General features: G+C 45.7%; 16 protein-coding genes and 1 tRNA gene. 11 read left to right on the top strand and 6 right to left on the bottom strand.

Going from position 1 to position 24,999, the window contains the following annotated elements; all coding sequences use genetic code 11:
- The 6 genes from ftsA to Nant_RS20110 all read left to right on the top strand — a co-directional run.
- The coding region (gene ftsA, locus Nant_RS20135; protein WP_082400433.1) for a cell division protein FtsA at nt 1–652 on the top strand (652 nt) is incomplete at its 5' end.
- 105 nt (nt 653–757) lie between these two features.
- Complete coding sequence (ftsZ, locus tag Nant_RS20130) at nt 758–1,948, top strand: cell division protein FtsZ (protein WP_054343461.1); 1,191 nt, start codon at nt 758–760, stop codon at nt 1,946–1,948.
- A 136-nt stretch (nt 1,949–2,084) separates the two neighbouring features.
- Nucleotides 2,085–3,269, top strand: coding sequence for a chromate efflux transporter (chrA, locus tag Nant_RS20125; RefSeq protein WP_162224961.1), 1,185 nt, complete (start codon nt 2,085–2,087; stop codon nt 3,267–3,269).
- 104 nt (nt 3,270–3,373) lie between these two features.
- A tRNA-Ser gene (locus Nant_RS20120) sits at nt 3,374–3,461 on the top strand.
- Between the two features lie 803 nt (nt 3,462–4,264).
- Nucleotides 4,265–7,156: an EAL domain-containing protein gene (locus Nant_RS20115; protein ID WP_082400429.1), complete on the top strand. Its 2,892-nt coding sequence runs from the start codon at nt 4,265–4,267 to the stop codon at nt 7,154–7,156.
- A 692-nt stretch (nt 7,157–7,848) separates the two neighbouring features.
- Nucleotides 7,849–11,145, top strand: a complete 3,297-nt coding sequence (locus Nant_RS20110; RefSeq protein ID WP_054343459.1) for an EAL domain-containing protein — start codon at nt 7,849–7,851, stop codon at nt 11,143–11,145.
- 284 nt (nt 11,146–11,429) lie between these two features.
- Here Nant_RS20110 and Nant_RS20105 read toward each other — a convergent pair whose 3' ends face one another.
- Both Nant_RS20105 and Nant_RS20100 read right to left on the bottom strand, forming a co-directional pair.
- A complete protein-coding gene (locus tag Nant_RS20105) occupies nt 11,430–12,626 on the bottom strand; it encodes an amino acid aminotransferase (protein WP_054343458.1) in 1,197 nt (398 codons plus the stop codon).
- Nucleotides 12,627–12,628: 2 nt separating this feature from the next.
- Nucleotides 12,629–16,186: an indolepyruvate ferredoxin oxidoreductase family protein gene (locus tag Nant_RS20100; protein WP_082400428.1), complete on the bottom strand. Its 3,558-nt coding sequence runs from the start codon at nt 16,184–16,186 to the stop codon at nt 12,629–12,631.
- A 171-nt stretch (nt 16,187–16,357) separates the two neighbouring features.
- Between Nant_RS20100 and Nant_RS20095 the strand changes: the two genes are divergently transcribed.
- Both Nant_RS20095 and Nant_RS20090 read left to right on the top strand, forming a co-directional pair.
- Entirely contained in the window at nt 16,358–16,810 is a 453-nt protein-coding gene (locus Nant_RS20095) for an Lrp/AsnC family transcriptional regulator (protein ID WP_238377209.1), read from the top strand.
- A 230-nt stretch (nt 16,811–17,040) separates the two neighbouring features.
- A complete protein-coding gene (locus Nant_RS20090) occupies nt 17,041–17,775 on the top strand; it encodes a lytic transglycosylase domain-containing protein (RefSeq protein ID WP_054343456.1) in 735 nt (244 codons plus the stop codon).
- Between the two features lie 41 nt (nt 17,776–17,816).
- Here Nant_RS20090 and Nant_RS20085 read toward each other — a convergent pair whose 3' ends face one another.
- The 3 genes from Nant_RS20085 to Nant_RS20075 all read right to left on the bottom strand — a co-directional run bounded on the left by Nant_RS20085 (nt 17,817) and on the right by Nant_RS20075 (nt 20,579).
- Nucleotides 17,817–18,917, bottom strand: coding sequence for a hypothetical protein (locus Nant_RS20085; protein ID WP_054343455.1), 1,101 nt, complete (start codon nt 18,915–18,917; stop codon nt 17,817–17,819).
- A 104-nt stretch (nt 18,918–19,021) separates the two neighbouring features.
- Nucleotides 19,022–20,224: a tryptophan synthase subunit beta gene (gene trpB / locus Nant_RS20080; RefSeq protein WP_054343454.1), complete on the bottom strand. Its 1,203-nt coding sequence runs from the start codon at nt 20,222–20,224 to the stop codon at nt 19,022–19,024.
- Between the two features lie 139 nt (nt 20,225–20,363).
- On the bottom strand, nt 20,364–20,579 hold the full coding sequence (locus Nant_RS20075; RefSeq protein WP_238377208.1) for a hypothetical protein: 216 nt from the start codon (nt 20,577–20,579) through the stop codon (nt 20,364–20,366).
- Nucleotides 20,580–20,724: 145 nt separating this feature from the next.
- Between Nant_RS20075 and Nant_RS20070 the strand changes: the two genes are divergently transcribed.
- From Nant_RS20070 to Nant_RS20060, 3 genes are read left to right on the top strand one after another with little or no spacing between them, the layout of a single operon-like run.
- The gene (locus Nant_RS20070; RefSeq protein ID WP_054343453.1) at nt 20,725–21,870 is read left to right on the top strand and encodes a 4-phosphoerythronate dehydrogenase; all 1,146 of its coding nucleotides are present in this window, start codon (nt 20,725–20,727) and stop codon (nt 21,868–21,870) included.
- Between the two features lie 28 nt (nt 21,871–21,898).
- Nucleotides 21,899–22,597 carry a flagellar brake protein gene (locus Nant_RS20065; protein WP_054343452.1) on the top strand — a complete coding sequence of 233 codons (699 nt, stop codon included), beginning with the start codon at nt 21,899–21,901 and terminating at the stop codon, nt 22,595–22,597.
- A gap of 22 nt (nt 22,598–22,619) precedes the next feature.
- Complete coding sequence (locus Nant_RS20060) at nt 22,620–23,750, top strand: ATP-NAD kinase family protein (protein ID WP_054343481.1); 1,131 nt, start codon at nt 22,620–22,622, stop codon at nt 23,748–23,750.
- 113 nt (nt 23,751–23,863) lie between these two features.
- Here Nant_RS20060 and Nant_RS20055 read toward each other — a convergent pair whose 3' ends face one another.
- Entirely contained in the window at nt 23,864–24,880 is a 1,017-nt protein-coding gene (locus tag Nant_RS20055; protein WP_054343451.1) for a GGDEF domain-containing protein, read from the bottom strand.
- Nucleotides 24,881–24,999: the final 119 nt, after the last annotated feature.

Raw genomic sequence — 24,999 nt, 5'->3', positions numbered from 1 at the left:
TATCGCCATCTTTACCGGCGGCTCAATCCGTCATACTGCCGTGATCCCGATTGCCGGAGATCAGGTCACCAATGACATCGCCATGGCATTACGCACGCCCACGCAGCATGCCGATCAACTGAAGATCAAATACGCCTGTGCGCTGGCTCAGCTGGCCAGTGCTGACGAAACTATTAAAGTGCCGAGTGTCGGTGATCGTCCGCCGCGTGACCTTTCCCGCCAGGCATTAGCCGAAGTGGTTGAGCCGCGTTATGACGAATTGATTACGCTGGTACAGTCCGAAATACGCCGCAGCGGCTTTGAAGATTTGATTGCCGCCGGCATCGTATTAACCGGCGGTACGGCGAAAATGGAAGGTGTGGTTGAGCTGGCAGAAGAGATTTTCCACATGCCGGTGCGGCTTGCTATGCCGCAGGGTGTACGTGGCATGGATGATATTTTGCAGAACCCGATTTTCTCCACCGGCATCGGTTTATTACATTATGCGAGTCAGGGTGGTCAGGTAGGCAGTGCTTCCTCGGTACGGATGCCGTCGAAAAACGAAGCGCTGTTGACGGATAATCGCAGTAAGAAAAAGAACAGTATAAAACCGGTCGTACTCGGGCCGGGGGTCTTAAGTCGGGTTAAAGACTGGCTGAAAGGAAATTTTTGATCTTTGTTGTGTCGTGCAACAGAGATGTCTAATAAACAGATTGAATATAAAGTAGCGCTGCATAAATAAGAAGTCATAAAGCGCACACCTGAAGGAGATTAGATTATGTTTGAATTGGCTGATAATCTGCCGCAAAACGCTGTCATTAAGGTGATTGGTGTGGGTGGTGGTGGTGGTAATGCAGTTCAGCACATGCTGAATACTGATGTTGAAGGCGTCGAATTTATTTGTGCTAATACGGACTCGCAAGCGTTGCAGAATATGCTATCGCGTGCCGTGATCCAGATTGGTAGTGAATTGACCAAAGGGTTGGGCGCAGGAGCAAATCCAGAAGTAGGCCGTCAGGCGGCGATTGAAGATCGTGAGCGCATTGCTGAGATGATCACTGGTGCAGACATGGTCTTTATTACTGCTGGCATGGGTGGTGGTACCGGAACCGGTGCTGCGCCCATTGTTGCCGAAGTGGCCAGAGAGTTGGGTATTCTAACGGTTGCTGTAGTGACTAAGCCTTTCCCGTTTGAAGGCCGCAAGCGTATGAAAATTGCTGAAGAAGGTATCAAGCAATTAAAAGAGAATGTTGACTCATTAATCATCATTCCAAACGAAAAACTGATGCAGGTGCTGGGTCGTAACTGTAGTCTGATGAATGCTTTTAATACTGCTAATGATGTGCTGCGCGGAGCGGTACAGGGCATTGCAGATCTGATTACCCGTCCGGGTATGATCAACGTCGACTTTGCAGACGTTCGTACGGTCATGTCTGAAATGGGTATGGCGATGATGGGAACAGGGTCTGCGCGTGGTGATGATCGTGCTACTGTAGCCACAGAAGCGGCTATCAACAGCCCATTGCTTGAAGATGTTGATCTGAAGGGCGCTCGCGGTATTCTGGTTAACATTACCGCAGGGCTTGATATGAGCTTGGGCGAGTTCTCTGAAGTGGGTAGCATTGTTGAAGCCTACGCATCCGAAAATGCAACGATCGTGGTGGGGACGGTTATTGATCCTGAACTGACCGATGAGCTTAGAGTCACTGTGGTAGCAACAGGTCTTGGCCAGATGCACACAGAAGAGCTAAAAGTTGTTAATGGCGGTACTACCACGCGCGCTGTTTCAGCCGTAACTGATTTTAACCAGCTTGAACTGCCTACCGTATTACGTAATCGTGCGGAAGGTCGTCAGCGTGCTGGCTCTGATCATGATAATGAAATGATGCAGGCGCCAATCAAGAAAACAGGTACTGACGATATGGATTTCCTCGATATTCCCGCTTTTTTGCGGCGTCAGGCTGATTAATATAGAAGATTTACAATCTTTCAGGTGTTTTATTTTGGCCACTCAATGAGTGGCCTTTTTTTGCCTTGTAATATGACTGTCATCTCTTTAAGTACAATTGTTCTCTTTGAATAGCAATGGAACAAATGGTGGGAATGTGGCAGCTATCTTTTGGATTTTTCTTCGTCTTGGTTGTACCTCGTTTGGTGGGCCGGTAGCCCATTTAGGCTATTTTGAACGTGAGTTCGTTGAAAAGCGTCGCTGGATAACAGCGGGTGAATATGCAGAGCTAATTGCTTTGTGTCATTTTTTACCGGGCCCTGCCAGTTCGCAAGTGGGTATGGCGCTTGGATATCGACAGCAGGGAATATTAGGCAGTCTGGCAGCTTTTGCAGGCTTCACCCTTCCTTCAGCATTAATTATGATGTTGTGCGCTTCTTTACTGTTAACCGAGCCATCAGAATGGCTGCTCGGTTTATTTCATGGGCTAAAACTCTTAGCGGTGGTCGTAGTAACTGATGCCGTAGTGAATATGTCTAAAAGCGTAGCCTCTACTCGTTTTCGACGGGTGTTTTTACTCGGGTCCTTCATTCTTATGTTATTGCTAAGTAGTGCTCTTTCTCAATTGGCGGGTCTTTGCATCGCAGGATTTATCGGCTATTTGTTTTTAGCGTCGGAACCAGTGCGAGCATGGTCCATTCGACATAGTAGTAGCGTATCGCAAGAGCAGCCGTCTGTGTTTAAGTCACGGCATGTTTGGCTGTTATATGTATTGCTGACAGGAATAGTAATATTTCCTTTAATAAGTTACGGGTTACCGCAGTTAGCCTGGATGGAAAGCTTTTTCAGAGTAGGGGCGACCGTTATGGGAGGCGGGCATGTTGTGCTTCCTATGCTGAGTGCAGAGTCATCTATTGCAGGGGTAATAGAGCCATCAATTTTTTTGGCCGGTTATAGTCTTGCTCAGGCCGTTCCGGGCCCGATGTTTACCTTCGCCAGTTATCTGGGGGTTATGGTGGGTGGCAGTATCTGGGCGGGGGTCGTAGCTACGTTACTTATCTTTATGCCAGGCTGGATTATTTTGTTGTTAGTGCTGCCTGTGTGGCAAAAAGTCCGAAGCTCCGTCATTTTAAATGCGGCAGTAGCCGGTATTCAGGTTGGCGTTGTTGGGTTATTAATGGCTACGCTATATAAGTTTGTGTGGGCAGGTGCAATAAGTGGCTTTGTCGATATGGCTATAGTGCTCACACTCTGGTTTATTATCGTTGTGTTTAAGTGGCCGATTTGGATAGGAGTTATTGCCGCGGCGCTGTTTGGTCTTGCAGCGGTGCTATGCGTTTGACTTAACTGAGTTTACTGCATTCAATCAGTGTTCCTTGTATGTATAAAAAATCAGAAAATGTCTTGCACTCACAGGGACTTATGATAGAATTCGCGCCTCACAACGGTCAGGTGTCCGAGTGGCCGAAGGAGCACGCCTGGAAAGTGTGTATACCGCAAGGTATCGAGGGTTCGAATCCCTCCCTGACCGCCATTTCTATAATTTAATTTAAAAACTATAACTTATAGAGATAATGCCACTCAAATTTTGATGTCAGAAATAATCTGACTTCATGTGCTATCTTCCCCTAAAGATTGTTAGGTTTTATCAATTGCTTTTACTCGTTGATCTATAACTCCCCTTCCCAAGGTAGTCTGCGCAAGTAGCCTCTCCATTGTCATTGATATGTGCTAGCCCCTTTAATGACGGGTATTCACTCGGTAAAGTCAGGCACAAATTTAGATCTGAATGTCATTGTGTGAAAACAAATCTCTTTTACCTCGAAAATATAATGTATTTATTTTTATTCTTTACGACATTAAATAGTTGCTGATGGTGGCTGGTTCCTCCATGTGCTTGGATTATTTGATTCGCTCTGCATAGTACTCACTGGCAAATTCTAACGGTTCTCAGATTTTCTGAAAGTTCCGTTTATAGCCTCGGTGTTATATTAATTGCTTCATTTTATGAACAAATTTCATCGCTGAAAACAATAGGAAACACCAGGTCTCTTCCTTCGGTAACAGTCTGATATTAAGACGAGGGCAATTGGTCGCTGTACATTCAGCAATCTGTAGCAGTTTCCCGCCAACACACAGTTAGATCTCGTTGCACGTCGTGCCATTCGAATCTTCTTCATACCAAATATTGTCATTCGGTTATAGTGTTTAGAAAGCAAACAATATCCTGAATTAGGTCTACAATGAATATAAGCTTAATTAGGCGAATTGATGCGAATAAAAAATCAAGTTGAAATCAGTATTCTCCAAAAAAGTACTCATCATAAATAGGGCTGCATGAATTATTCTGAATCTTCACAGATAAAAGCATCTACAAAGATTATTTCAGCCGGATTCATAATAATGATCCTGTTGGTGATGCTGTTCGCTCTTCTGGTGTTACGTGAAAATACAAAACTTGCTGAACTCAATGATAAAATGTACCAGCATCCCTTTTCAGTCAGTGTCGCTGTATTAGAAGCAAATAACGACATTCTCGCCATGCACCGGTATATGAAGGATGTAGTGTTGGCGACAAATAAAGATGAATTAGAAGTAGCTATTTCTCTAGTAGAACAACATGAGCATGAAGTTTATCGACAGTTTGAATTAATCAAAGAACGTTATCTCGGCAATGAAGGAAAAATTAATGTTGCATATATAACATTTGTTGATTGGAAGTCTTTACGTGATGAAGTTATTGCCTTGAAGCGTGACAACGAGGATCAACTGGCGGCTGTTATCACTAAAGGAAAAGGAGCCGCATACGTTAAAGTGCTAAACCAAAGAATGAGTGTTCTGCAAGATTTCGCTCGTAATAAAGCACTTGAGTTTAAAGACAATAGCCAGCATTCCTATGATGCGAGCAAGTCCTATCTCTATGCCATGCTCATTTTCATGCTCTTATCGAGTGCCATAACAGTAATTTTTGTCATCTTACTAGTCAGAAGAGCTGATGATTATCGCAATGAAGCTGAAGAGCGCTTTGATGATCTTATCAATAGCTCTAAAATTTCTATGAAGAAAAAAGAGGAAAAAATTAAACGTGCCCACGAAGAAATTACCTTACAAAACAAAGATAAAGAAAAGCGAGCAGATGAGTTAGTTATTGCTAAAGAAGAGAAGGGTAAGCGAGCAGATGAGTTAGTTATTGCTAAGGAAGAGAAGGGTAAGCGGGCAGATGAGTTAGTTATTGCCAAGGAAGAGAAGGGTAAGCGAGCGGATGAGTTAATTCTTGCCAACGAAGAGAAGGGTAAGCGGGCAGATGAGTTAATTCTTGCCAATGAAGAACTTGCCATTCAAAACAAAGAGAAAGATAAGCGAGCAGATGAGTTAGCTCTTGCCAACATAGAACTTGCCTTTCAAAACAAAGAGAAAGATAAGCGAGCAGATGAGTTAATTATTGCCAAGGAAGAGAAAGAGCAACGCGCAGATGAGTTAATTCTTGCCAACGAAGAACTTGCCTTTCAAAACAAAGAGAAGGATAAGCTAGCAAATGAGTTAGCCCTTGCCGCCAGTGTATTCACTCACGCCCGAGAAGGTATCACTATTACTGATGCTGCCGCCACTATTATCGATGTTAACGACACCTTCACTCATATAACGGGTTTTAGTCGTGAAGAGGCTATTGGTCAGAATCCACGCATTCTTCAATCCGGACGGCAATCTCCGGATTTTTATGTGGGCATGTGGCAAGCGCTACTGAAAGATGACTATTGGTCTGGTGAAGTATGGAATCGTCGTAAAAATGGCGAAGTGTATGCTGAAATGAAAACTATCAGCGCTGTCCGAAATAAACGCGGCATCACGACCCATTATGTTGCCTTAGGTAGCGACATCACCCCAATGAAGGAGCATCAGGATCAATTAGAATGGATGGCTAATTATGATGTGTTAACCAGTCTGCCCAATCGCACACTGCTCGCTGATCGGCTAAGCCAGGCAATGGTGCAAAGCCTGCGCCATCATAATTCAGTCGCCGTGGTATTTCTGGATCTAGATGGTTTTAAAGACGTTAATGATGTCCATGGTCATGATGTGGGGGACGACTTGTTGATTGTCGTCTCGCTTCGCATGAAAGAGGCCTTGCGTGAAGGGGATACACTTGCCCGTATTGGCGGTGATGAATTTGTGGCTGTATTAGCTGATTTAGCCAGCGTTGAAGATTGTGAGCCGGTATTAGGGCGATTGTTGCTGGCTGCGTCTGAACCTATCACAGTAGGCGACGTGGTATTGAAGGTATCAGCCAGTATTGGCGTCACTCTTTACCCGCAAGATAGTGTGGACGCCGACTTGCTCATGCGTCATGCAGATCAAGCCATGTATGAGGCTAAAGAATCGGGTAAGAACCGTTACCACTTATTTGATACCGTTCAAGATGACGCGGTTAAAGAGCAAAGAGAAAATCTGGAGGCTATTCGCAGCGCATTAGATAATCATCAATTTATACTTTATTATCAGCCTAAGGTTAACATGCGGACAGGTGCGGTGACGGGTGTTGAGGCACTCATTCGCTGGCAACACCCAAAACGAGGCCTATTAAATCCAATCGAGTTCTTACCTGTCATTGAAAATAACCCCATGATTAGAGAGATGGGTGAATGGGTTATTGATACCGCACTGACGCAAATAAGCCAATGGCAAGAAACCGGGCTCAATCTATCCATATGCACCAGCGTAAACATTGCAGCAGTGCAATTACAGCAACCTGACTTTACAGAGAGGCTGGCCACTTTGCTAGCGGCCCACCCCGATGTTGATCCCCGCTATTTAGAGCTAGAGGTGTTGGAAACAAGCGCCTTAGATGATGTAGGGCATGTGTCAGCAGTCATGAATGCCTGTATGGCGCGGGGCGTAAACTTTGCCTTAGATGATTTTGGTACAGGCTATTCATCACTTACACATCTTAGACGTTTGCCCGCCGGCCTGATTAAAATAGACCAAAGCTTTGTGCGCGATATGCTGGTTGATGCTGATGACCTTGCCATTGTTGAAGGCGTTATAGCCCTAGCCAAATCATTCAAGCGTGAGGTGATTGCTGAAGGTGTTGAAACCATTGAACATGGCATTGCATTATTGCAGTTGGGTTGTGAATTAGCACAAGGATATGGCATTGCAAGGCCGATGCCTGCAAGTGATGTTCCCGCGTGGATTCGTGAGTGGAAGCCTGATATTAGTTGGCCGACCTGAATAAATTGAAGAGTGATTTGAAAGTACCAGACTTTGCAGTCATGTTGCTTCGACTCAGGGCTATGTGAAAACAGGTATCGCTCTGTATTTCTACTAATTTTCCGATGTCACCGCGATCAGAATAACTATTTGTTCGGGTTTGCGGTTTATTCTGGCTTCTATTTCATCCGGTATATCTTCATGCTCCGAGCGCTCATTCGTCGATACCTGATCGTTGTGTATTCTTTATTGAGCAGTTCAGACAATGAATAATCTGCACAAACAGCCTTCAAGCTCATTCCAGTCAACATATCTACGCTTCCGAATTTAGTCTTACTTTATTCAATTGACCTATAGATAAGATACATATCCTTGTTAGTGTATATGACATATGTGTCACATATGTCATATACTTATTCAGTTTAGCTGGACGATGTTTATTGAGTGGCCAGCATCGGGGCGATAAGCGAGGCCCAGACTCAAAAAACAAGACGCCGTTGTGGCAGTTGTGACCTTGAGCAAACAGGGAGTGTTATCTGGCAGCGTTTTGTTTTCGAGCCACTATCGATATCAGTTAAGAGATCGAATTTCCACGATCATATTATTGCTAAAATCCAACTATAAATAGTGATTAAGTATCGATGTATATATGTAATAAAATGGTATTAATTGTCACTATCATTCTTCTGCTCGCAGCAATACCAGGAGCGGTCGTGAGTTATAATTATGCCCAGCGTAGCACTCTGGAGAATGAATCCGCTATTCTTGAACAGTCGACCCGCGTATTTGCAGCTTCTGCGTCGCATTTTTTCTCTCAAAGCGAGCCAAAGCTGACTTCATTGGCACATCTTTTGGAAAAAGCACTGGGTGGCCCCATTCATCCAGATGAGATTAAGTCATTTTATCAGATCATGGAACAAAACCCAGACGGCGTCTGGCGTAACCGTAAATCCGGATATGATGGGTATAGCGAAGCAGGCATATTTCTTCCGCCTAATCCTCAGGAAAGCGATAAACAAAAGGTTCAGCATTTGCGGATTAAACGTATCATCGATATATTTGGTGCGGCCAGCCAGTTGCGGGAAAATGTCTGGTATTTATCAACGAATCGTAGCGCAATTATATTCGATAGAAGCGTGCCTGAATTTGCTTTCGACCAGAACGTCGACAACGGCTACACACAAAGCCCCTGGGTTACCTACACATCGCCTCAACTCAACCCCAGCCGGAAATTCCGTTTTACCCCGCCTCTTTTTGATCCGGTGCTTAAAATTTGGGTGATCAGTGGGCTGTATCCACTCTACCTTGAAGGGCAATGGATTGGCGCGCTGGGCGATGATATGCCCTTAGCCCGGGTTCTGGAAGCCATGATGTCCAGTGAGGGGGCCCACCCAGGCACGCAGCACTTTTTGTTGGACGATAATGGAAACTACGTGTTGGCCGGCCCGTGGCAAAAACAGCTTGAATCTTCAGCAAAGGTTTTTCAGCCGGACTTAAGTGCAGAGCCACAGCTAGCGACTTTAATGACCTCCCAGCTAACAGATGCTCCCCGTGCAGTAAGCCACGAGATTAGTGTCAATGGCATTCAATACGTGGCCATCGGTGTAACGTTAAGCCCACTGGGCTGGAAATACTTTCGTATGGTGCCTGTTGATGAAATGATGGCACCCACCCGCTGGTTGTTGTATGCACTGGGGGGCATGATTATTTTTCTTACGGTCCTCGCGGGAATAATGATAGGAACAGTCCCAGGCGCTAGTATCACGCAACGTATTAAACTATTAAGCGATGCCATGAAACGCTATAGCCATGATCATAGCCGCCGTGCTTCAACAAACCGCGGGGGTAATGACGAAATCACGCATGTTGCACAAGTATTTAATAGCATGGCGGATGATATCGAACAAAATATAGCGGATCGTCATCAGGCAGAAAAGGCGTTACGTGCGGCGCAAGCGTTCTGGCGACGTGCATTGGAAGAATTCGGTGACGGCGTGTGGGATTTGAATGTTGCAACACGCGAAGTTAAATACTCAAAGCGTTGGAAAGAGATGATCGGTTACGCGGACGATGAACTGCAAGATGATTTCGATGTTCTTGAAAACCACTTGCACGCTGATGATCGTAAACGCGTGTTAAAAATAGTGCAGGGTTACCTCCAGGGTAGTATGCCGGTTTATTCCGTTAAATTTCGCTTCCTCTGTAAAGACGCTAGTTACAAATGGATATTAGCCCGGGGTATGGTCTTCTCTCGTGATGCAGATGGTCAACCCCTGTGTATGGTGGGTACGCACACTGACATCACTGAACGGATAAACGCTGCACAGCAGCTTCGAATCGCTGCAACGGCCTTTGAATCACAGGAAGGCATGCTGGTGACTGATGCTAGTGGTGATGTGCTGCGAGTGAATAGTGCTTTCACCATGATTACAGGCTATGCCGCGGAAGAGGCCGTGGGCCAAAATCCTGGGAAATTACTGGCTTCTGGTCGTCACGACACGGCTTATTACGAGTCTCTTTGGCGCAAAGTTAACGCGACGGGAGGCTGGCGAGGCGAGATATGGAGCCGCCGCAAGAACGGTGAGATTTATCCTGAGTATCTCACTATTACGGCGGTAAAAGCGCCTGATAAAACGGTTACTAATTATGTTTTTACACTGGTCGATATTACCTTGAGAAAGGCGGCGGCTGATGAAATCGAGGCATTAGCATTTTACGATCCGCTGACTCAGCTACCCAATCGGCGTTTATTATTGGATAGACTCAAGCATGCGCTGGTTTCCAGTCGCCGTAGCGCGAAGAAAGGTGCTTTATTGTTTATCGACCTGGATCATTTTAAAACGGTCAATGACACGCTGGGGCATGATGTAGGCGATCTGCTATTAAAACAAGTAGCTGAACGGTTATTGCTGTGTGTAAGAAAAAATGACACCGTCGCTCGATTGGGCGGAGATGAATTTGTAGTGATGTTAGAAGGCCTTAATGAACAACGCCATGAAGCAGCAACGCAAACGGAAATGATCGGTAATAAAATTCTGACCACATTAAGCCCGTCTTATCAGCTCGGGGAGCAAACCTATTTTAATAGTTGTAGCATAGGTATCGTTATTTTTTGCGATCAAGATGATCATAGTCATGAAGCGTTGCTGACACAGGCTGATATTGCTATGTATCAAGCCAAGAATGCAGGTCGTAATACTCTCCGTTTCTTTGATCCACAGATGCAAGCCAGTATAGCGGCTCGTGCCGAAATGGAGCACGCACTTCGTAAAGCAATTGATGACCAGCAATTCGCTTTGTATTATCAGATACAGGTCGATCGTTTGAGTAATCCATTAGGTGCTGAAGCACTCATCCGTTGGAACCATCCAGAAAAGGGATTAATCTCTCCCGCTGAGTTTATTGATTTAGCAGAAGAAACGAATCTTATTATTCCTATCGGGCGATGGGTGCTGGAAACGGCTTGCGCTCAGATTAAAGCGTGGCAGAAAAGTGTACAATTTCGCCGCCTGACGCTATCTGTCAATGTTAGTGCTAAACAATTCAATCAGCATGACTTCGTATCACAAGTAAGCGCGTGTATACAAGGATACGAAATTAATCCAGGCCTGCTTAAGCTAGAGCTCACTGAAAGTATGCTGCTTAACAACATCGACACAACGATTGAAAAAATGAATGCATTGCAAGCAATCGGTATTCGCTTTTCACTCGATGACTTCGGCACGGGCTATTCATCTTTACAATACTTAAAACGCCTGCCGTTAAGTCAGTTGAAGATTGATATTTCTTTCGTGCGCGATATTGCCATTGATGAAAATGATCGGATAATCGTACGTACCATCATTGCTATGGCAAAAAGTCTCAACTTAAACATCATTGCCGAAGGAGTGGAAACGGAAGAGCAGCAAAGGCTTCTTTTTAATAAAGGCTGCATAAACTATCAAGGGTATTTGTTTGGTCATCCAGTGAAAATTGAAGAGTTTGAGGCTTTATTAAGCAGGGTTGTATGATATCAGTGCAATTATTTTAAGAGATGTTTTATATTATTTCATAGTTTATAGGAAATTATGATTGGCTGGTGAAGTGGTATTATCTCTAGAAATTAGAATTCATGACGTATGTAGCGATACTTCCACTAGCTGCTCAGCTGCTATCATTGCCCACATTTTCGAGCTATTCAATAATCCCTCTCAAAATCATCAGCATCGAATACCCGAGACGGTAAACGATGCTTGTGGTTACGCCTGATGCTTTTTATGAACAGCTTACCTGCGCTATTTTGTCAGAATAGTCTTTAGCCTTTCAGTACATTGCTCAATGACTGCGCGACATAGTTGAGGTTATGAGAGGATAGCCCGGCAATATTGATGCGGCTTGAGTCGACCATGTAAATGGAATACTCATCGCGCAGGCGGCCCACCTGATCTTTATTAATCCCCAGGAACGAGAACATCCCTTTTTGCTGCGGTATAAAGCTGAAGTCTTGCGTGCAACCGGTTGCGGCAATGTCGTTCGCCAGCTGATGACGAAGTTGCAGAATACGGTTACGCATTACGGCTAGTTCATCACCCCAGCTTTTCGTCAGTTCTGTATTGCTTAGAATAGTCTCAACAATAGCGGCCCCATGTGCGGGTGGCATCGAATAGTGACTACGGATAATGCTGAACAGGTTGCTGGCGGTTACGGCCGCCTGTTGCTGATTCGGCGCAATGATCATCACCGAGCCGGTACGCTCACGATACAGGCCAAAGTTTTTAGAGCATGAACTGGCAATCAGCATTTCAGGTGCTTTATCTGCCAATAGGCGAACACCGTAAGCGTCTTCATCCAGCCCGTCGCCTAGGCCTTGATAAGCGATATCGACAAACGGAATCAAGCCCTTACGTACCAGCAGTTCGGCAATGATATCCCATTGATCTGTCGAGAGATCCGCGCCGCAAGGGTTATGGCAGCAGCCGTGTAGCAGCACGACATCGCCTGCGTTAGCGGATTCCAGTGTGCTGCACATCGCATCAAAGCGAATCGCTTTGGTTGCACCGTCGTAGTATGGGTACTCAGTTACGTTAAGGCGGGCGCCTTTGAGTAGCGGAATATGGTTAGCCCAGGTTGGATCGCTTACCCACACGGTGGTATCCGGGGCACACTTTGCTAAAAATTCTGCCGCCATGCGCAATGCGCCACAGCCGCCCGGAGTTTGCGCAACCGTGATACGTTTGTCTTTAAGCGCGCTATGCTCATTGCCCAGCAATAAGCGGCTGATATGGTAATTAAAGCCTTCTGCACCGGCAGGGCCAATATAGGTTTTGGTCGTTTCTGTGGCCAGCAGGTGCGTTTCAGCGGCGGTAACCGCTTGCATAATCGCTGTATGACCTTGCTCGTCTTTATAGACGCCCACACCTAAGTCAACTTTCAGTGGGTTGTTATCCTGACGGTACTGGACCATCAGATTTAGAATTGGGTCTGCGGGTAGCGCGTGCAGATGTTCAAACATGGCTATTCTCCTGCGCCTTCAGTGGCGTGTTGGTACTGTGCCATTAATGCAGAGTGCTGCTTTTCAGCTTTCTCTGCTGCTGTTTCCCGAACCGGGCCGTAGCCACGAATCTCTTTTGGAAGGTTGGCAAGCTGCAGCGCCAGATCATAGTTGTGTTGTGTTGTGTTGCTTTGTAACGTGGCTATGAGGTTTTTGTAACTGGTTAGCAGTTGTCTATCCAACTTTCGATCAGCAGAAAAACGGAAAGGATCCAGCATTGTATGACGTATACCGCGTATTTTGGCGAGCATTCGCAAGGATTTCAACATCCATGGGCCAAATTGTCGCTTAACAGGTCGCCCATTGACAGCTTTCCCGCCTAAAATCGGCGGTGCGAAGTTAAAATGGACTTTATAGTCGCCTTCAAAGGTATCTGCTACCTCTTTCAGGAAGTCGGTATCGGTGTATAAACGTGCCACTTCATACTCGTCTTTGGTTGCCATTAGTCGATAAAGCTGTGTGGCGACAATCTCTGTCAGCTGTTCCTTATTATTTTCTCCTGGCTGTCTGATTTGCTGTTCGAGCTGCCGAATGCTGTTTACCTGTTGCAGGTATTGGTCGGCGAGCTTCTGGTTTTGGTAACGTACCAGTGTGCCAGCCAGACGCTGAATCTTTTGATCGAGTGTTTCAGCGGCTTTGTCGGGTTGCTGGTTCGCGGCTTGCTTAACATAGTCAGGCATCGTAGCGGCTAAGCGCCCCCAGCTAAACGCTGTTTTATTTTTCTCGACCGCAACCGCATTGAGTTCGATGGCACGTATCAGCGCTGTGCCGGAAAGGGGAATCAGTCCTTTCTGCCACGCGTAGCCAAGCATCATTACATTAGAGAATACCGTGTCGCCCAACAAGTGCAGTGCCAGGGTATTAGCATCCAGTGTCGAAAACTGGCTATCACCCACCGCTTCGGCTAATAGGTTCACGCGTTTGCTGCTTTCGATATCGGCATCCCGATAAAGCACGTGGTCAGCGGTCGCCATTTCGGCAAGGTTAACAACGGCTTTGGTGTGATTATGACGTAGCACATCGAGCGCTTTAGCAGAGGAGGCGACCACCATATCACAAGCGATGAGGGCGTTAGCACGGCCATGATCGGTACGTACCTGATGAATGTTGTCGGGTGACGGCGCTAAGCGTACATAGCTGAGGACTGCTCCGCCTTTTTGAGCAAATCCCATAAAATCGAGTACGCTGGAACCTTTGCCTTCAAGATGTGCGGCCATGGTGATCAGTGCGCCAACAGTCACCACACCGGTACCACCGACACCGCTGACCAGCAAATCATAGGTTCCGCTTAGCGGTAGTATTAACGGTGTTGCTATCTTGGCTAATTGCTCAGTGACGGCATCTGCACTAATACCTGTTGGTTTGCGCAGTTGTCCGCCTTCAATGGTGACAAAGCTCGGGCAGAAGCCATTCACACAGCTGAAATCCTTGTTGCAGGAAGATTGATCAATCTGGCGTTTAACGCCCATCTCGGTGGTGCGTGGCACAATAGACAAGCAATTCGACTGTGCGGAGCAATCACCACAACTTTCGCAAACATGATGGTTGATCATTACTCGCTTAGCCGGATCAGGAAATTGGCCGCGTTTACGCAGGCGACGCTTTTCTGCCGCACAGGTCTGATCGTAGATGAGGACGGTAACACCTTTTATCTCGCGTAACTCACGTTGGACTGAATCGAGTTCGTCGCGGTGGTAGAAGTTCGTACCTTTTGGAAATTCACTTTCATGGCCGTGATATTTTTCGGGTTCATCGCTTAGCACGACAACGCGTTTAGCGCCTTCGGAATGCACTTGCTGCGCAACAACGGGGACGCTGATTTTTCCGTCTACCGGTTGCCCTCCAGTCATAGCAACGGCATCGTTAAAGAGAATTTTATAGGTAATATTGGCGCCCGCCGCAATGGATTGGCGGATGGCCATCGAGCCTGAGTGAAAGTAGGTGCCTTCTCCCAGATTCTGGAAAATATGCCCGTTGCCGGTAAAGCGCGACTTGCTGGCCCAGTTAACGCCTTCGCCACCCATCTGGATTAGTGATTCAGTATTGCGCCCCATCCACGATGCCATAAAGTGGCAGCCGATGCCGGCGAGTGCTTTGCTGCCTTCAGGTACTTTAGTAGAGCGATTGTGTGGGCAGCCTGAACAAAAATAGGGCATACGTCGCACGCCGCCGGGGTCTTTAACCGCAACCCCGGATTCTTTAATTTGCTGCAGCTCATCGGTAAAGCTTAGATTGAGGAGCCGTTGCAACCGCGCCGCGATAAAAGAGGCCAGCAAAGAGGGACTAAGCTCGCCTACGTAAGGGATCAGCGGTTGTCCGTTTTCATCTTGCTTACCGGTGATCAGTACTTCGCCGGGGCGGTCGGGTTCCGACATCGCTTCTTTTATCTGGCTTTCAATGATGCCGCGCTTCTCTTCGATAACCAGAATTTCCTGCTTACCATGCACAAAATCAAGAATGCCGTTTTTTTCCAGTGGCCAGACCATACCGACTTTAAAAATTTCAATACCGATGTCTTGTAGTGTTTGCTCAGGCAGTCCAAGCAATTCGAGCGCTTCCATTAAATCCAAATGCGCCTTGCCGGTACTGACAATACCCAGCTTTGGGTTAGGAGAAGTAATGACCTTCTTATCGATTGGGTTGGCTCTGGCAAATGCCTGAACGGCGGCCAGTTTATGCTCAATACGTGTCTCAAGCTGCGGGCCGGGAAGGTCTGGCCAGCGATAATGCAGGCCTTCAGCGGGGGCGATAAAATCGTCTGGGATCTTAAATTCGGGTAAGGGTTTGAGTTCCACACTGCAGGCACTTTCGACGGTTTCAGATATCGCTTTAAAACCGACCCACATACCGGAAAAACGCGACAGGGCGTACCCCCACAAGCCAAATTCTTCATATTCTGCAATGCTTGCCGGATTAATGATGGGCATGAACCAAGCCATAAAGGCAACGTCGGACTGATGCGGCATCGAAGATGAAACACAACCGTGGTCATCTCCCGCAACGACTAACACGCCACCGGTTGGCGAGCTGCCATAGGTATTCCCATGTTTGAGCGCATCGCCGGCACGATCGACCCCCGGGCCTTTGCCATACCAAATGGAAAATACACCATCAACGGTTTTATCAGGGTCAGTCTCTACCTGTTGGGATCCGAGCACCATTGTGGCCGCCAGGTCTTCATTGATAGCGGGAATAAACTCAACATTGTGTTGCTCTAATAATGCTTTAGCGCTCCACAGCGCCTGATCATAGCCTCCCAGAGGTGAGCCGCGATAACCGCTAATAAAGCCGCCGGTATTCAAACCGTTCTTTTTGTCTAGCTGAGCCTGTACTAACGGAATCCGTACCAGCGCTTGTGTGCCCGTAAGGAAAACGCGTCCTTCGGTACGGGTGTAACGGTCATTGAGTGCGTAATTATCGAGTGGCGCTGAAATGTCTGGGGTAGCTGTGTTTTGGGTAGCAGTGTCTTGAGTCGCGGAGTCCAGAGCTGGAGTCACTGGCTGAAATTCTGAAGTTGTCATAAAGTCGGCTACTTTTATTGTTTGTTATTTGATCAGTGTAGGTGTTTGGCGAAGAAAGGTGCTTTCTATTTAATGTTCTAAAATGCTTTGAAATGGAATATTCTTTCTTTTTTGTGTTATTAAATAAAAATATATTTCTTATTTTTTGAAATTTTAATTATGGGCTTTTTTATGGATTCATTTGATCGGCATATTTTGCGTATTCTTCAACAAGATGGGCGAATCAGTAATCAACAATTGGCGGGTGAGGTTGGCTTATCGGCAGCAGCCTGTTGGCGTCGCGTAAAAGCACTGGAAGATAAACATGTGATACGAAAATATGCAGCACTGATCGATGCTGATGCGGTACAGCAAGGATTATGTGTTTTGGTGATGGTGTCGTTGTTACGTCATTCTGTTGATCATACAAAAGCGTTTGAGGAGGCAATGAAAGGCTGCGAAGAAGTGCTGCAATGCTATGCTGTCACCGGAAATGCCGATTTTATGCTGCGGGTGGTGCTGTCTGATATTAAAGCGTATGACCAGTTTCTGAATGAAAAGGTGTTTCCGTTAGAGGGTATTTCTCAGGTGCATTCAAACTTTTCCTTACGTGAGATTAAATCTGAAACGGCGCTTAAAGTGTAGTTGAGATTCGGGCAGGCCCGGCCGGGTGGTTGTAAAAAACCGTTTAGGCCGTGAGCGTATTTTAGATAAGCTGGTTGGCGAGCAATTGCCAGACATCTGCTAAACTGATTAGTAGGTTGTTTATTAGCTGCCGGGTTGAGTGGCGCTATGTTGCAGGTTTTATCTAACGTCACATAAAGAATTACGGGCAGGGCATTTACCTGTATTCGGGTTTTTATAGGAATCATTGTTTGATTAAGGAAATTATTAGCATAGTGTTGGTTGGTGGGCTCTTATCATCTTCGGGCTCAGTCTTTGCTGCAGATGGCATCCGTAGAATTGTTCGCGCTGATGGTGTGATCGAATACACGAATGTTTCCAATAAAGCATCCAGTGCCCAATCAGGGAACGCTTTACGATCCGGCAAAAAGAAGACGTATGAATCTATTTATAAATATCGTGAATCCAATGGTGTGCTGACCTTTTCTGATCAGAAACCCCGAGGTGGTATTGAGTTTCAGACACTTAAATTTGCCTGTTTTGCCTGCAATCCGACATCAACTATTAATTGGAATAATACGCCTCTCAATTTAACGGCCTATGAAGATTATGTGAGCCAAAGTGCAAAACAGCACGCGGTTGATCCGGCATTAATACGCGCTGTGATGCATGCTGAATCAGCCTTTAACCCAGCCGCTGTTTCGAGTCAGGGCGCACAGGGGTTAATGCAGTTAATGCCAGCGACGGCCAGAGAGTTGGGCGTGAGTGATGCACTTAATGCTGCCGAAAATATTCAGGGCGGTGTTAAATATCTGGGTGAGCTATTAGGTATGTATCACGGAGATATTTTACGCGCGACTGCCGCTTATAATGCCGGCCCGGGGGCGGTGAAAAAATATAATGGTGTACCACCCTACGCAGAAACGAAAGCTTATGTAGAAAGAGTAGGTATTCTACATAAGCGGTATCAAGAAGCGGGTTATTGAATGTTAGCAGGGCGCTCTCGCTTGCTTTAGCTATGAGTAGTTCATAATGAAGCGTGCTTGGCTTCCAGAATGGCTATTCCCTGGCGATAACCTATCCCGCCATTGCCGTGTACTAAGCCATATTGATGTGTGCTGTTGGTTGTCAGTTGTTGATACATCTCAATCAGGCCATTAAGCGCAGGGTTGTTCCAGGGTGCACGTGCCAGGTTCATACCGCCTGTAATTGTCATTAAATGCTTACTTAAAAATGCAGGGACTTCATCCATGGATGCTACCAAGCCGCTGCTAATCAAAAAGGCTAAAGGTACCACTGGATAACAGGTGTATATTTCCATGAGCACTTTATCGGCAGTGATTAGCGAATTTAGTGCTACATCGGCTTCTTTGCATGCACTTTTATACGCTTCGGTTAAGTGTTCATAGCGTGCGATACGAGGTAGTTGCTGTACTTCGTCAATATTGAGTAAACCTAAACCAACGCCTGCTACCTTGACCAACTTCTCTTTATCCAGATTGAGTCGTTCAGCTAATGAATCACTGCATAATAATAAGCGACCTGAAAAATCAATTAAGGGGTTGGCGCAATCTACGCCACGAAATAATTTTGTTACGTGGTTAAACCATTTTGGGCCGGGAGAAGCGAAATGCGCACGTTGTTGTTGAATGGCGATCTCGTGGCTGCGGCTGTGGTTGGTAAATAATGCATCCGCCAATTCGAGAAATTCTTCGTCACTGATTTTATTATATTTTATAAACTCATCCGCTAAATCGTTATAGAGCTGAGCAATAGAGTAATCATCAGCGTAGACCGCCATCAGGTGATGCCGCTCCTCTCGTTGATAGCCGCTTTTCAGCGGCTCGTCACCACTAATAACAATGGCATCATGCCCCTGTGCTATGAGTTCCTGAGCACGCTTCAGTGCAATGATGGGCGCACAGCCACTTCGAAAGTGATTTTCTTTCTGTTCACTATGCCAATCGACGGATAATGGCTCGATCGTTAGCTGTATTGGATTAATCTCCAGATGCTTGATCGACTCTATAGTCGATTGGTAGTGAGCTATTTGCCGATGCAATTTAACACTATCGTCTTGATCTACTTGCGCATAAGCCGCGATTATATTTACTGGGGTAGCCGTCATGCTGTCACAATCCTAACGAATGAATAGAGCTAAATAGTATCAGATAACGCCACACTATTTTTAGCCCAGGAGAGATCAAAATGAACTCTCCTTTTTGTATCGCCTTACAGCCCTAGCTTCTCACTGACGTAATCGGCATCTTTGTAGCCTCGGCCTGATAAGTTAACCAGAATGGTTTGATCAGGCCCGAGTGTGGCCGCTTTACGAATAGCCCAGGCGACGGCATGGGCGCTTTCCAGCGCAGGAATGATTCCTTCAACACGCGATAGCATCATAAAAGCATCGAGACACTCTTGATCGCTCGCTACATCATATTGAACTCTATCAAGATCTTTGAGGTGGCAGTGCTGTGGGCCGACTCCCGGATAATCTAATCCAGATGCAATTGAATGAACCGGTAGTGGCTCGCCATTGCTATCTTGTAAAACATAGCATTTAAAACCGTGAATTTCGCCCTGCGTTCCTTTGGTCATCGTTGCAGAATGATACGGTGTATCCAGGCCTTTTCCGGAAGGTTCCACACCCACGATAGTGACGCTTTCATCATTCAGGAACTCGGTAAACAGCCCCATGGCATTTGAGCCGCCGCCGACACAGGCGGTAATGTAATCGGGTAGTTTGCCTTCTTTTTCCATAAACTGCTGACGTGCTTCACGGCCAATAACGCTCTGGAAGTCACGTACTATTTTTGGGAAAGGATGGGGGCCGACAACAGAACCGATAGCATAGATGTAGTTAACCGGATCTTTGAGATACGCTTCGAAAGCACTGTCAACGGCATCTTTTAAGGTGGCTGTTCCGCGTGTAACAGGTATCAGCGTACAACCCAGAATTTTCATCTTAGTGACATTAGGATGTTCTTTCTCAATATCAACTTGTCCCATATGGATTTCACAGGGAATACCGACCAATGCGCAAGCCGTCGCCAGTGCAACGCCATGCTGGCCTGCGCCCGTTTCAGCGATGACTTTGGTTTTACCCATAAATTTAGCCAGTAACGCTTCACCTAAGCAGTGATTTATTTTATGTGCGCCGGTATGGTTGAGGTCTTCTCTTTTTAGAAAAATGCGGGCGCCGCCAATTTTGTCTGAAAGCCGGCGAGCAAAATAGATAGGGCTGGGACGGCCAACAAAATCGGTCAGCAGCATCTGTAACTCTTCCTGGAAATCAGGCGTCTGACGTATTTCTTCATATGCCGTGTTGATCTCGTCCATAATAGCTTTGAGTTCAGGAGGGATTATCTGGCCGCCATATTGTCCAAAAAAGCCTTCTTTATCAGGCATCGGGCCAAAATCAAAACTGCTCATATTACATCTCTCTTAGAAAATTCAGGATTTTTGTATCATATTGAAAGACTATAAAAGAGAGTGAAGCAGGAATCTAGGTTGCAGATCAATAATCTATATAAAAGGTGTCATGTAAACCAATCTTATTCGAAACCAATAGTTACTCGAAAGAAAAGCCTAGTTGTTCTTCAGTAATTCCGGCGGTTTTATAGCCTAGTTGCCGGAGTTGTTTATTCAGCGATAGCACAAGTCCCCGGGCCTCTGAATAAGAAGTAAAAATAGTCTGCAGGCATGTTTGTCTGGCGCTTGTCTGAAGCTGTCCACGGCTTTGTGAAACAATCCAGTCGCCTACCAGGTCCTGATAGAGTCGTATCACTATATACTCTTGTTTTTTGCGCCAGTGTACGATCAACAGTGCGGTACCATTTAAGTGCTGTACCATTTAATGAATGGCATCGGGGATTTATAATGGCGCGAATTGAGCCTTAATATGCAGCATTTGTAAAGCACAGGAGCGTAAGTTGTTAAATAACAGACTTAAAATAGTGGCAGACGAAAATATACCGGCATTAGAGTCCATGTTTGGTCACGATGTTTTGCTGCAGCGTGTTGCTGGCAGAAGCATGACCGCCGAGCATATTAAAGACGCTGATGTACTTTTAGTTCGTTCCATTACGCAGGTTAACGAGGGGCTGTTGGAGAAAGCCACGCAGCTTAAAATGGTGGGTACCGCCACCATAGGTACGGATCATATTGATCAACATTATCTGGCCGATAGAGGTATCCCTTTTTTTAACGCGCCGGGCTGTAATGCCGATGCTGTGGTTGAGTATGTTTTAACGGTTATTCATAACACCTTATTTGAAAAAGGGATGGAACTGGCTGGTTTGACTGTCGGCATAGTCGGAGTCGGGAATGTAGGTGGTCGTTTATACGAGCGATTACGTAAGCTTGGTATTAATGTATTAATTAATGACCCTCCTCGTGAGCGTCAAGGTGATGAAGGATTCGTAAATCTGGAAACAGTATTGCAGCAAGCCGACATTCTTTGTCTGCATACGCCGTTGGTAAAAGACGGTGAGCGGCCAACGTATCATCTTTTGGCAGAAAAGCAGTTATCGACATTAAAATCAGGTGTGTTGTTGATTAATGCAGGACGAGGTCCTGTCATTGACAACGACGCACTACTGACTTTTCTTGAACAGCGTGATGACCTCACAGTGGTGCTGGATGTGTGGGAAGATGAGCCGAGATTGAATCCATTGCTGGTGGCTAGAACCCAGATCGCGACCCCACATATTGCAGGCTACAGTTATGATGGTAAATTGCGTGGGACGCATATGTTGCGCTGTCGCTTTAGCGAGGTATTTGGTGTTGCTCAGCCTGAACCGTTGTCATCTTATTTACCCCAAGCCTCTGTTCATCAAGTGCATGTAACTAATGACGTAGCCATTCATGATTTGATGAATCTGGTATACGATCCTTATAGGGATGATCGTGCTTTACGAAAAACATTATTCGGTGATAATCAGCCACAACAGTTTGATTTATTAAGGAAAAACTACCCAATCCGGCGTGAATTTTCGTCGCTTGAAGTACTGGGAGTTACCGATAGAAGTCTAGCTAATTGTTTGAAAAACCTCGGATTTACGGTGAATTTAGCGTAAGCTTCAGCGCATACATAACGAGGTTTTAATGATCCCGACGATAAGCGCTCGCCAGAATGTAAAGACGCTGAAAGAGTTAATGCCCACGGTAGGTGAATTCATATCTATTCAGTTTCAGGTACCCAGAAAGCGTTTCAAGCTGAAGCTGTTAGGTTTTCAGGAAAACGGCGGTGTTATCGTGTCGGCTCCCAAAGGTAATGTGAATACTCTGAACCTTGAGGGTGCCCGATTGACTGCGACGTTAATGGCAGGGAATCGACGTTGTGCATTCGTCAGCAGGTTACTTAAAGCGCATCCGTCTCCCTATCCCCATTGGCATTTGGCTTATCCTGAAACGGTAGAATATCAATCGATAAGAAAGCATCAGCGCATTCCTGTCAATCTGGCCGTTTCTGTTGATCATCAGGATGAGATAAAAAGTGCGAATCTAGGCATGCCAAGAATCGTTCATTGTCTGAATATTAGCTTGAACGGGGTATCGGTTGATGCGCCAAGCGCACTGGGCCAGATAGGCGATCAGTATTTTTTAACGTTACGGTTTCAGGTAGGTGGGCTGGATCAGGTTATTTTGTTACCCGCTATATTGCGTAATATTGAGAATATTGAGCCTGACGTCATGCTGCATGGAATGGAATTTGATGCACTTGAAGAAGATACGCGGCTGTTAATTACCGCGTTTTTTTATCAGCAATATTTAACAGAGTTAGGTTACCTGGATGATGAATAAAAGGGTGATAGAGCGAACAGTGATGAGTGACAAAAAACGGATTTTTAAGTTAGGTTTGCTGATTAATCCATTGGCAGGGCTGGGTGGTAGTGTTGCTTTAAAAGGCAGTGACGGTATTGAAACGGCCCGCAAAGCGCTGGCATTAGGCGCAGAACCTAAAGCGCAATTGCGCACGCACGCCGCATTGTCGGTGCTAAAAGGGTTGGATGTAGAAATCGTTACCTTCCCTGCAGAAATGGGAGAAACAGCGGCACGCCATGCGGGTTTTGAACCGCTAGTGATAGGTACGATTAAAACAGGCCATACTACCGCTGAAGATACTGAGAAGGCAGCACTGGCACTTTATAAGGCAGGTGTTGATCTTATGTTGTTTGCGGGAGGTGATGGTACGGCAAGAAATATCTGTTATGCATTACCGGAACAGTTTCCTGTGTTGGGCATTCCTGCGGGTGTGAAAATTCATTCGGGAGTGTATGCGGTCACGCCTAAAGCGGCGGGTGAAATTGTAGCGATGCTTATTCGGGGCGAATTGGTGACGCTTGGCGACCAGGAAGTACGCGATATCGATGAAGCCGAATTTCGTGAGGGCCGCGTTAAAGCGAAGTACTATGGCGAGTTACTGGTTCCACAGGAGCATCGTTATCTACAAAATGTAAAAAGTGGTGGTAAAGAAGTAGAAGAGCTTGTGTTGACTGATATAGCGGCAGATCTGATTGAGCGCATGGAAGCCGGTACGCGTTATATTATGGGGTCGGGTACGACCGTTCAGGCGGTAATGGAAGAGTTGGGCTTACCGAATACGTTATTAGGTGTTGATCTGATAGAAGATCAGACACTGATTGCCAGTGACTGTACTGCACAGGAATTGCTGGATAAAACCGTCGATGGCAGAACAAAAGTGGTCATTACGATCATTGGCGGACAAGGGCATATTCTAGGCCGCGGTAATCAGCAGCTTAGCCCTGAGTTGATCTGGCAGGTCGGAAAAGATAATCTCATCGTTATAGCAACAAAAACCAAGTTAGCCGAACTACAAGGGCGCCCGTTGATCGTTGATAGTGGTGATCCCAAGCTCGATAAGGCGCTGGCGGGAGTGATACCGGTGATTACTGGATATCATGACTCAGTGTTATATCGAATCGCTGAAATCTGATTATTTCGGGCCCTTTTTTCAGGGGTTGCCCTACAAATAAAAAAGCGAGGATCATTCCGCGCTTTCTTGTAGGTTTTTAAATAGATTTGATGAAAACAGGGTTCATATCGATATTACGGAGCAATTTTGACTTGATTCCTGCCACTGTTTTTTGCCAGATAAAGTGCTTTATCTGCTCTTTCGATTAACTGTTCTGCTGATTCATTTTCAGTGCGTTTGCTTATACCGAACGACGCCGTAATGGAGCTAATTATTTTGCCGGATTTTTTCTGTTTTATTCTGATGGCCTGGATTTTCTGGCGCAAATTTTCTGCAAAAATAGCGGCATCTTCTTCGTTGTGTCCGATCATCAGAATAGCAAATTCCTCACCGCCGAAACGAACCGGAAGAGCAGGTTCCTTGCATTCTGCTTTTAGCAATTTACCGAAATATTGCAATACTTTATCACCCATCAAATGCCCATAATCATCATTAAACTTTTTGAAATGGTCAATATCAAGCATGATAAGCGCAGTATTAGTGTGTTTAGATGCCCCGGCTACTTGCTCTAATTCAGTATTAAAAACACGACGATTGTATAAACCTGTCAGTGGGTCGATACGCGCGTCCTGACGCGTTTTTTGCAACTCTGCTTTTAAGGCGAGTATTTCCGTTTGGGCATCGGTTATTTGTTTTTGGAAAAGTCCTGTGGATTCACTAATTGAAAGTGTATTTTCTGCTAAGCGATTGATGATTTTTTCAATATTGTGGTTACTATCATTCTGATTTAGCGCTGTAAGGCTGTCGTCCAGCATCGCACCATAATCGGATGTGTTTTTAGCAGCATGAGCCGCCTGGCGATGTAAATTTTGTGTCAGAGCAATTAGTTGATTTTGTGTTTGATCAGAGTTTGCGATTTCGTCATTGATAACATGTTCCCGAAACATCTGCTCCCCGAGTAGAGTGGGACAAGTGCCATAGGTATCCAGTGTTTGATCAATCTGAAAATTGAGACTTGGTATGCGATTGGACACATAAGTATACCAAAGCGCGTAGTTTAAAGGGTTGGGTGGAATATTATACTTAACCATTAGCGGGATGGCCTGGCGTAAATATTCAGCAGATTGTGTCGTATTTTCAGCGAACTTCATACATCCCCTTCGCTTATCTGGACTTGATAAGGCCTAAATAACTAACATGATTTTGTATAAATAATTCAAAAAGCTACTAACTATAGCTGGCTTTGATTACATTTTAAACTATCGTTTAA

The organism is Neptunomonas antarctica (assembly GCF_001305295.1).
GTDB classification, from domain to species: domain Bacteria; phylum Pseudomonadota; class Gammaproteobacteria; order Pseudomonadales; family Balneatricaceae; genus Neptunomonas; species Neptunomonas antarctica.
Note: the sequence above shows the minus strand (reverse complement) of the source record. Positions and strands in the feature narration are given on the sequence as shown.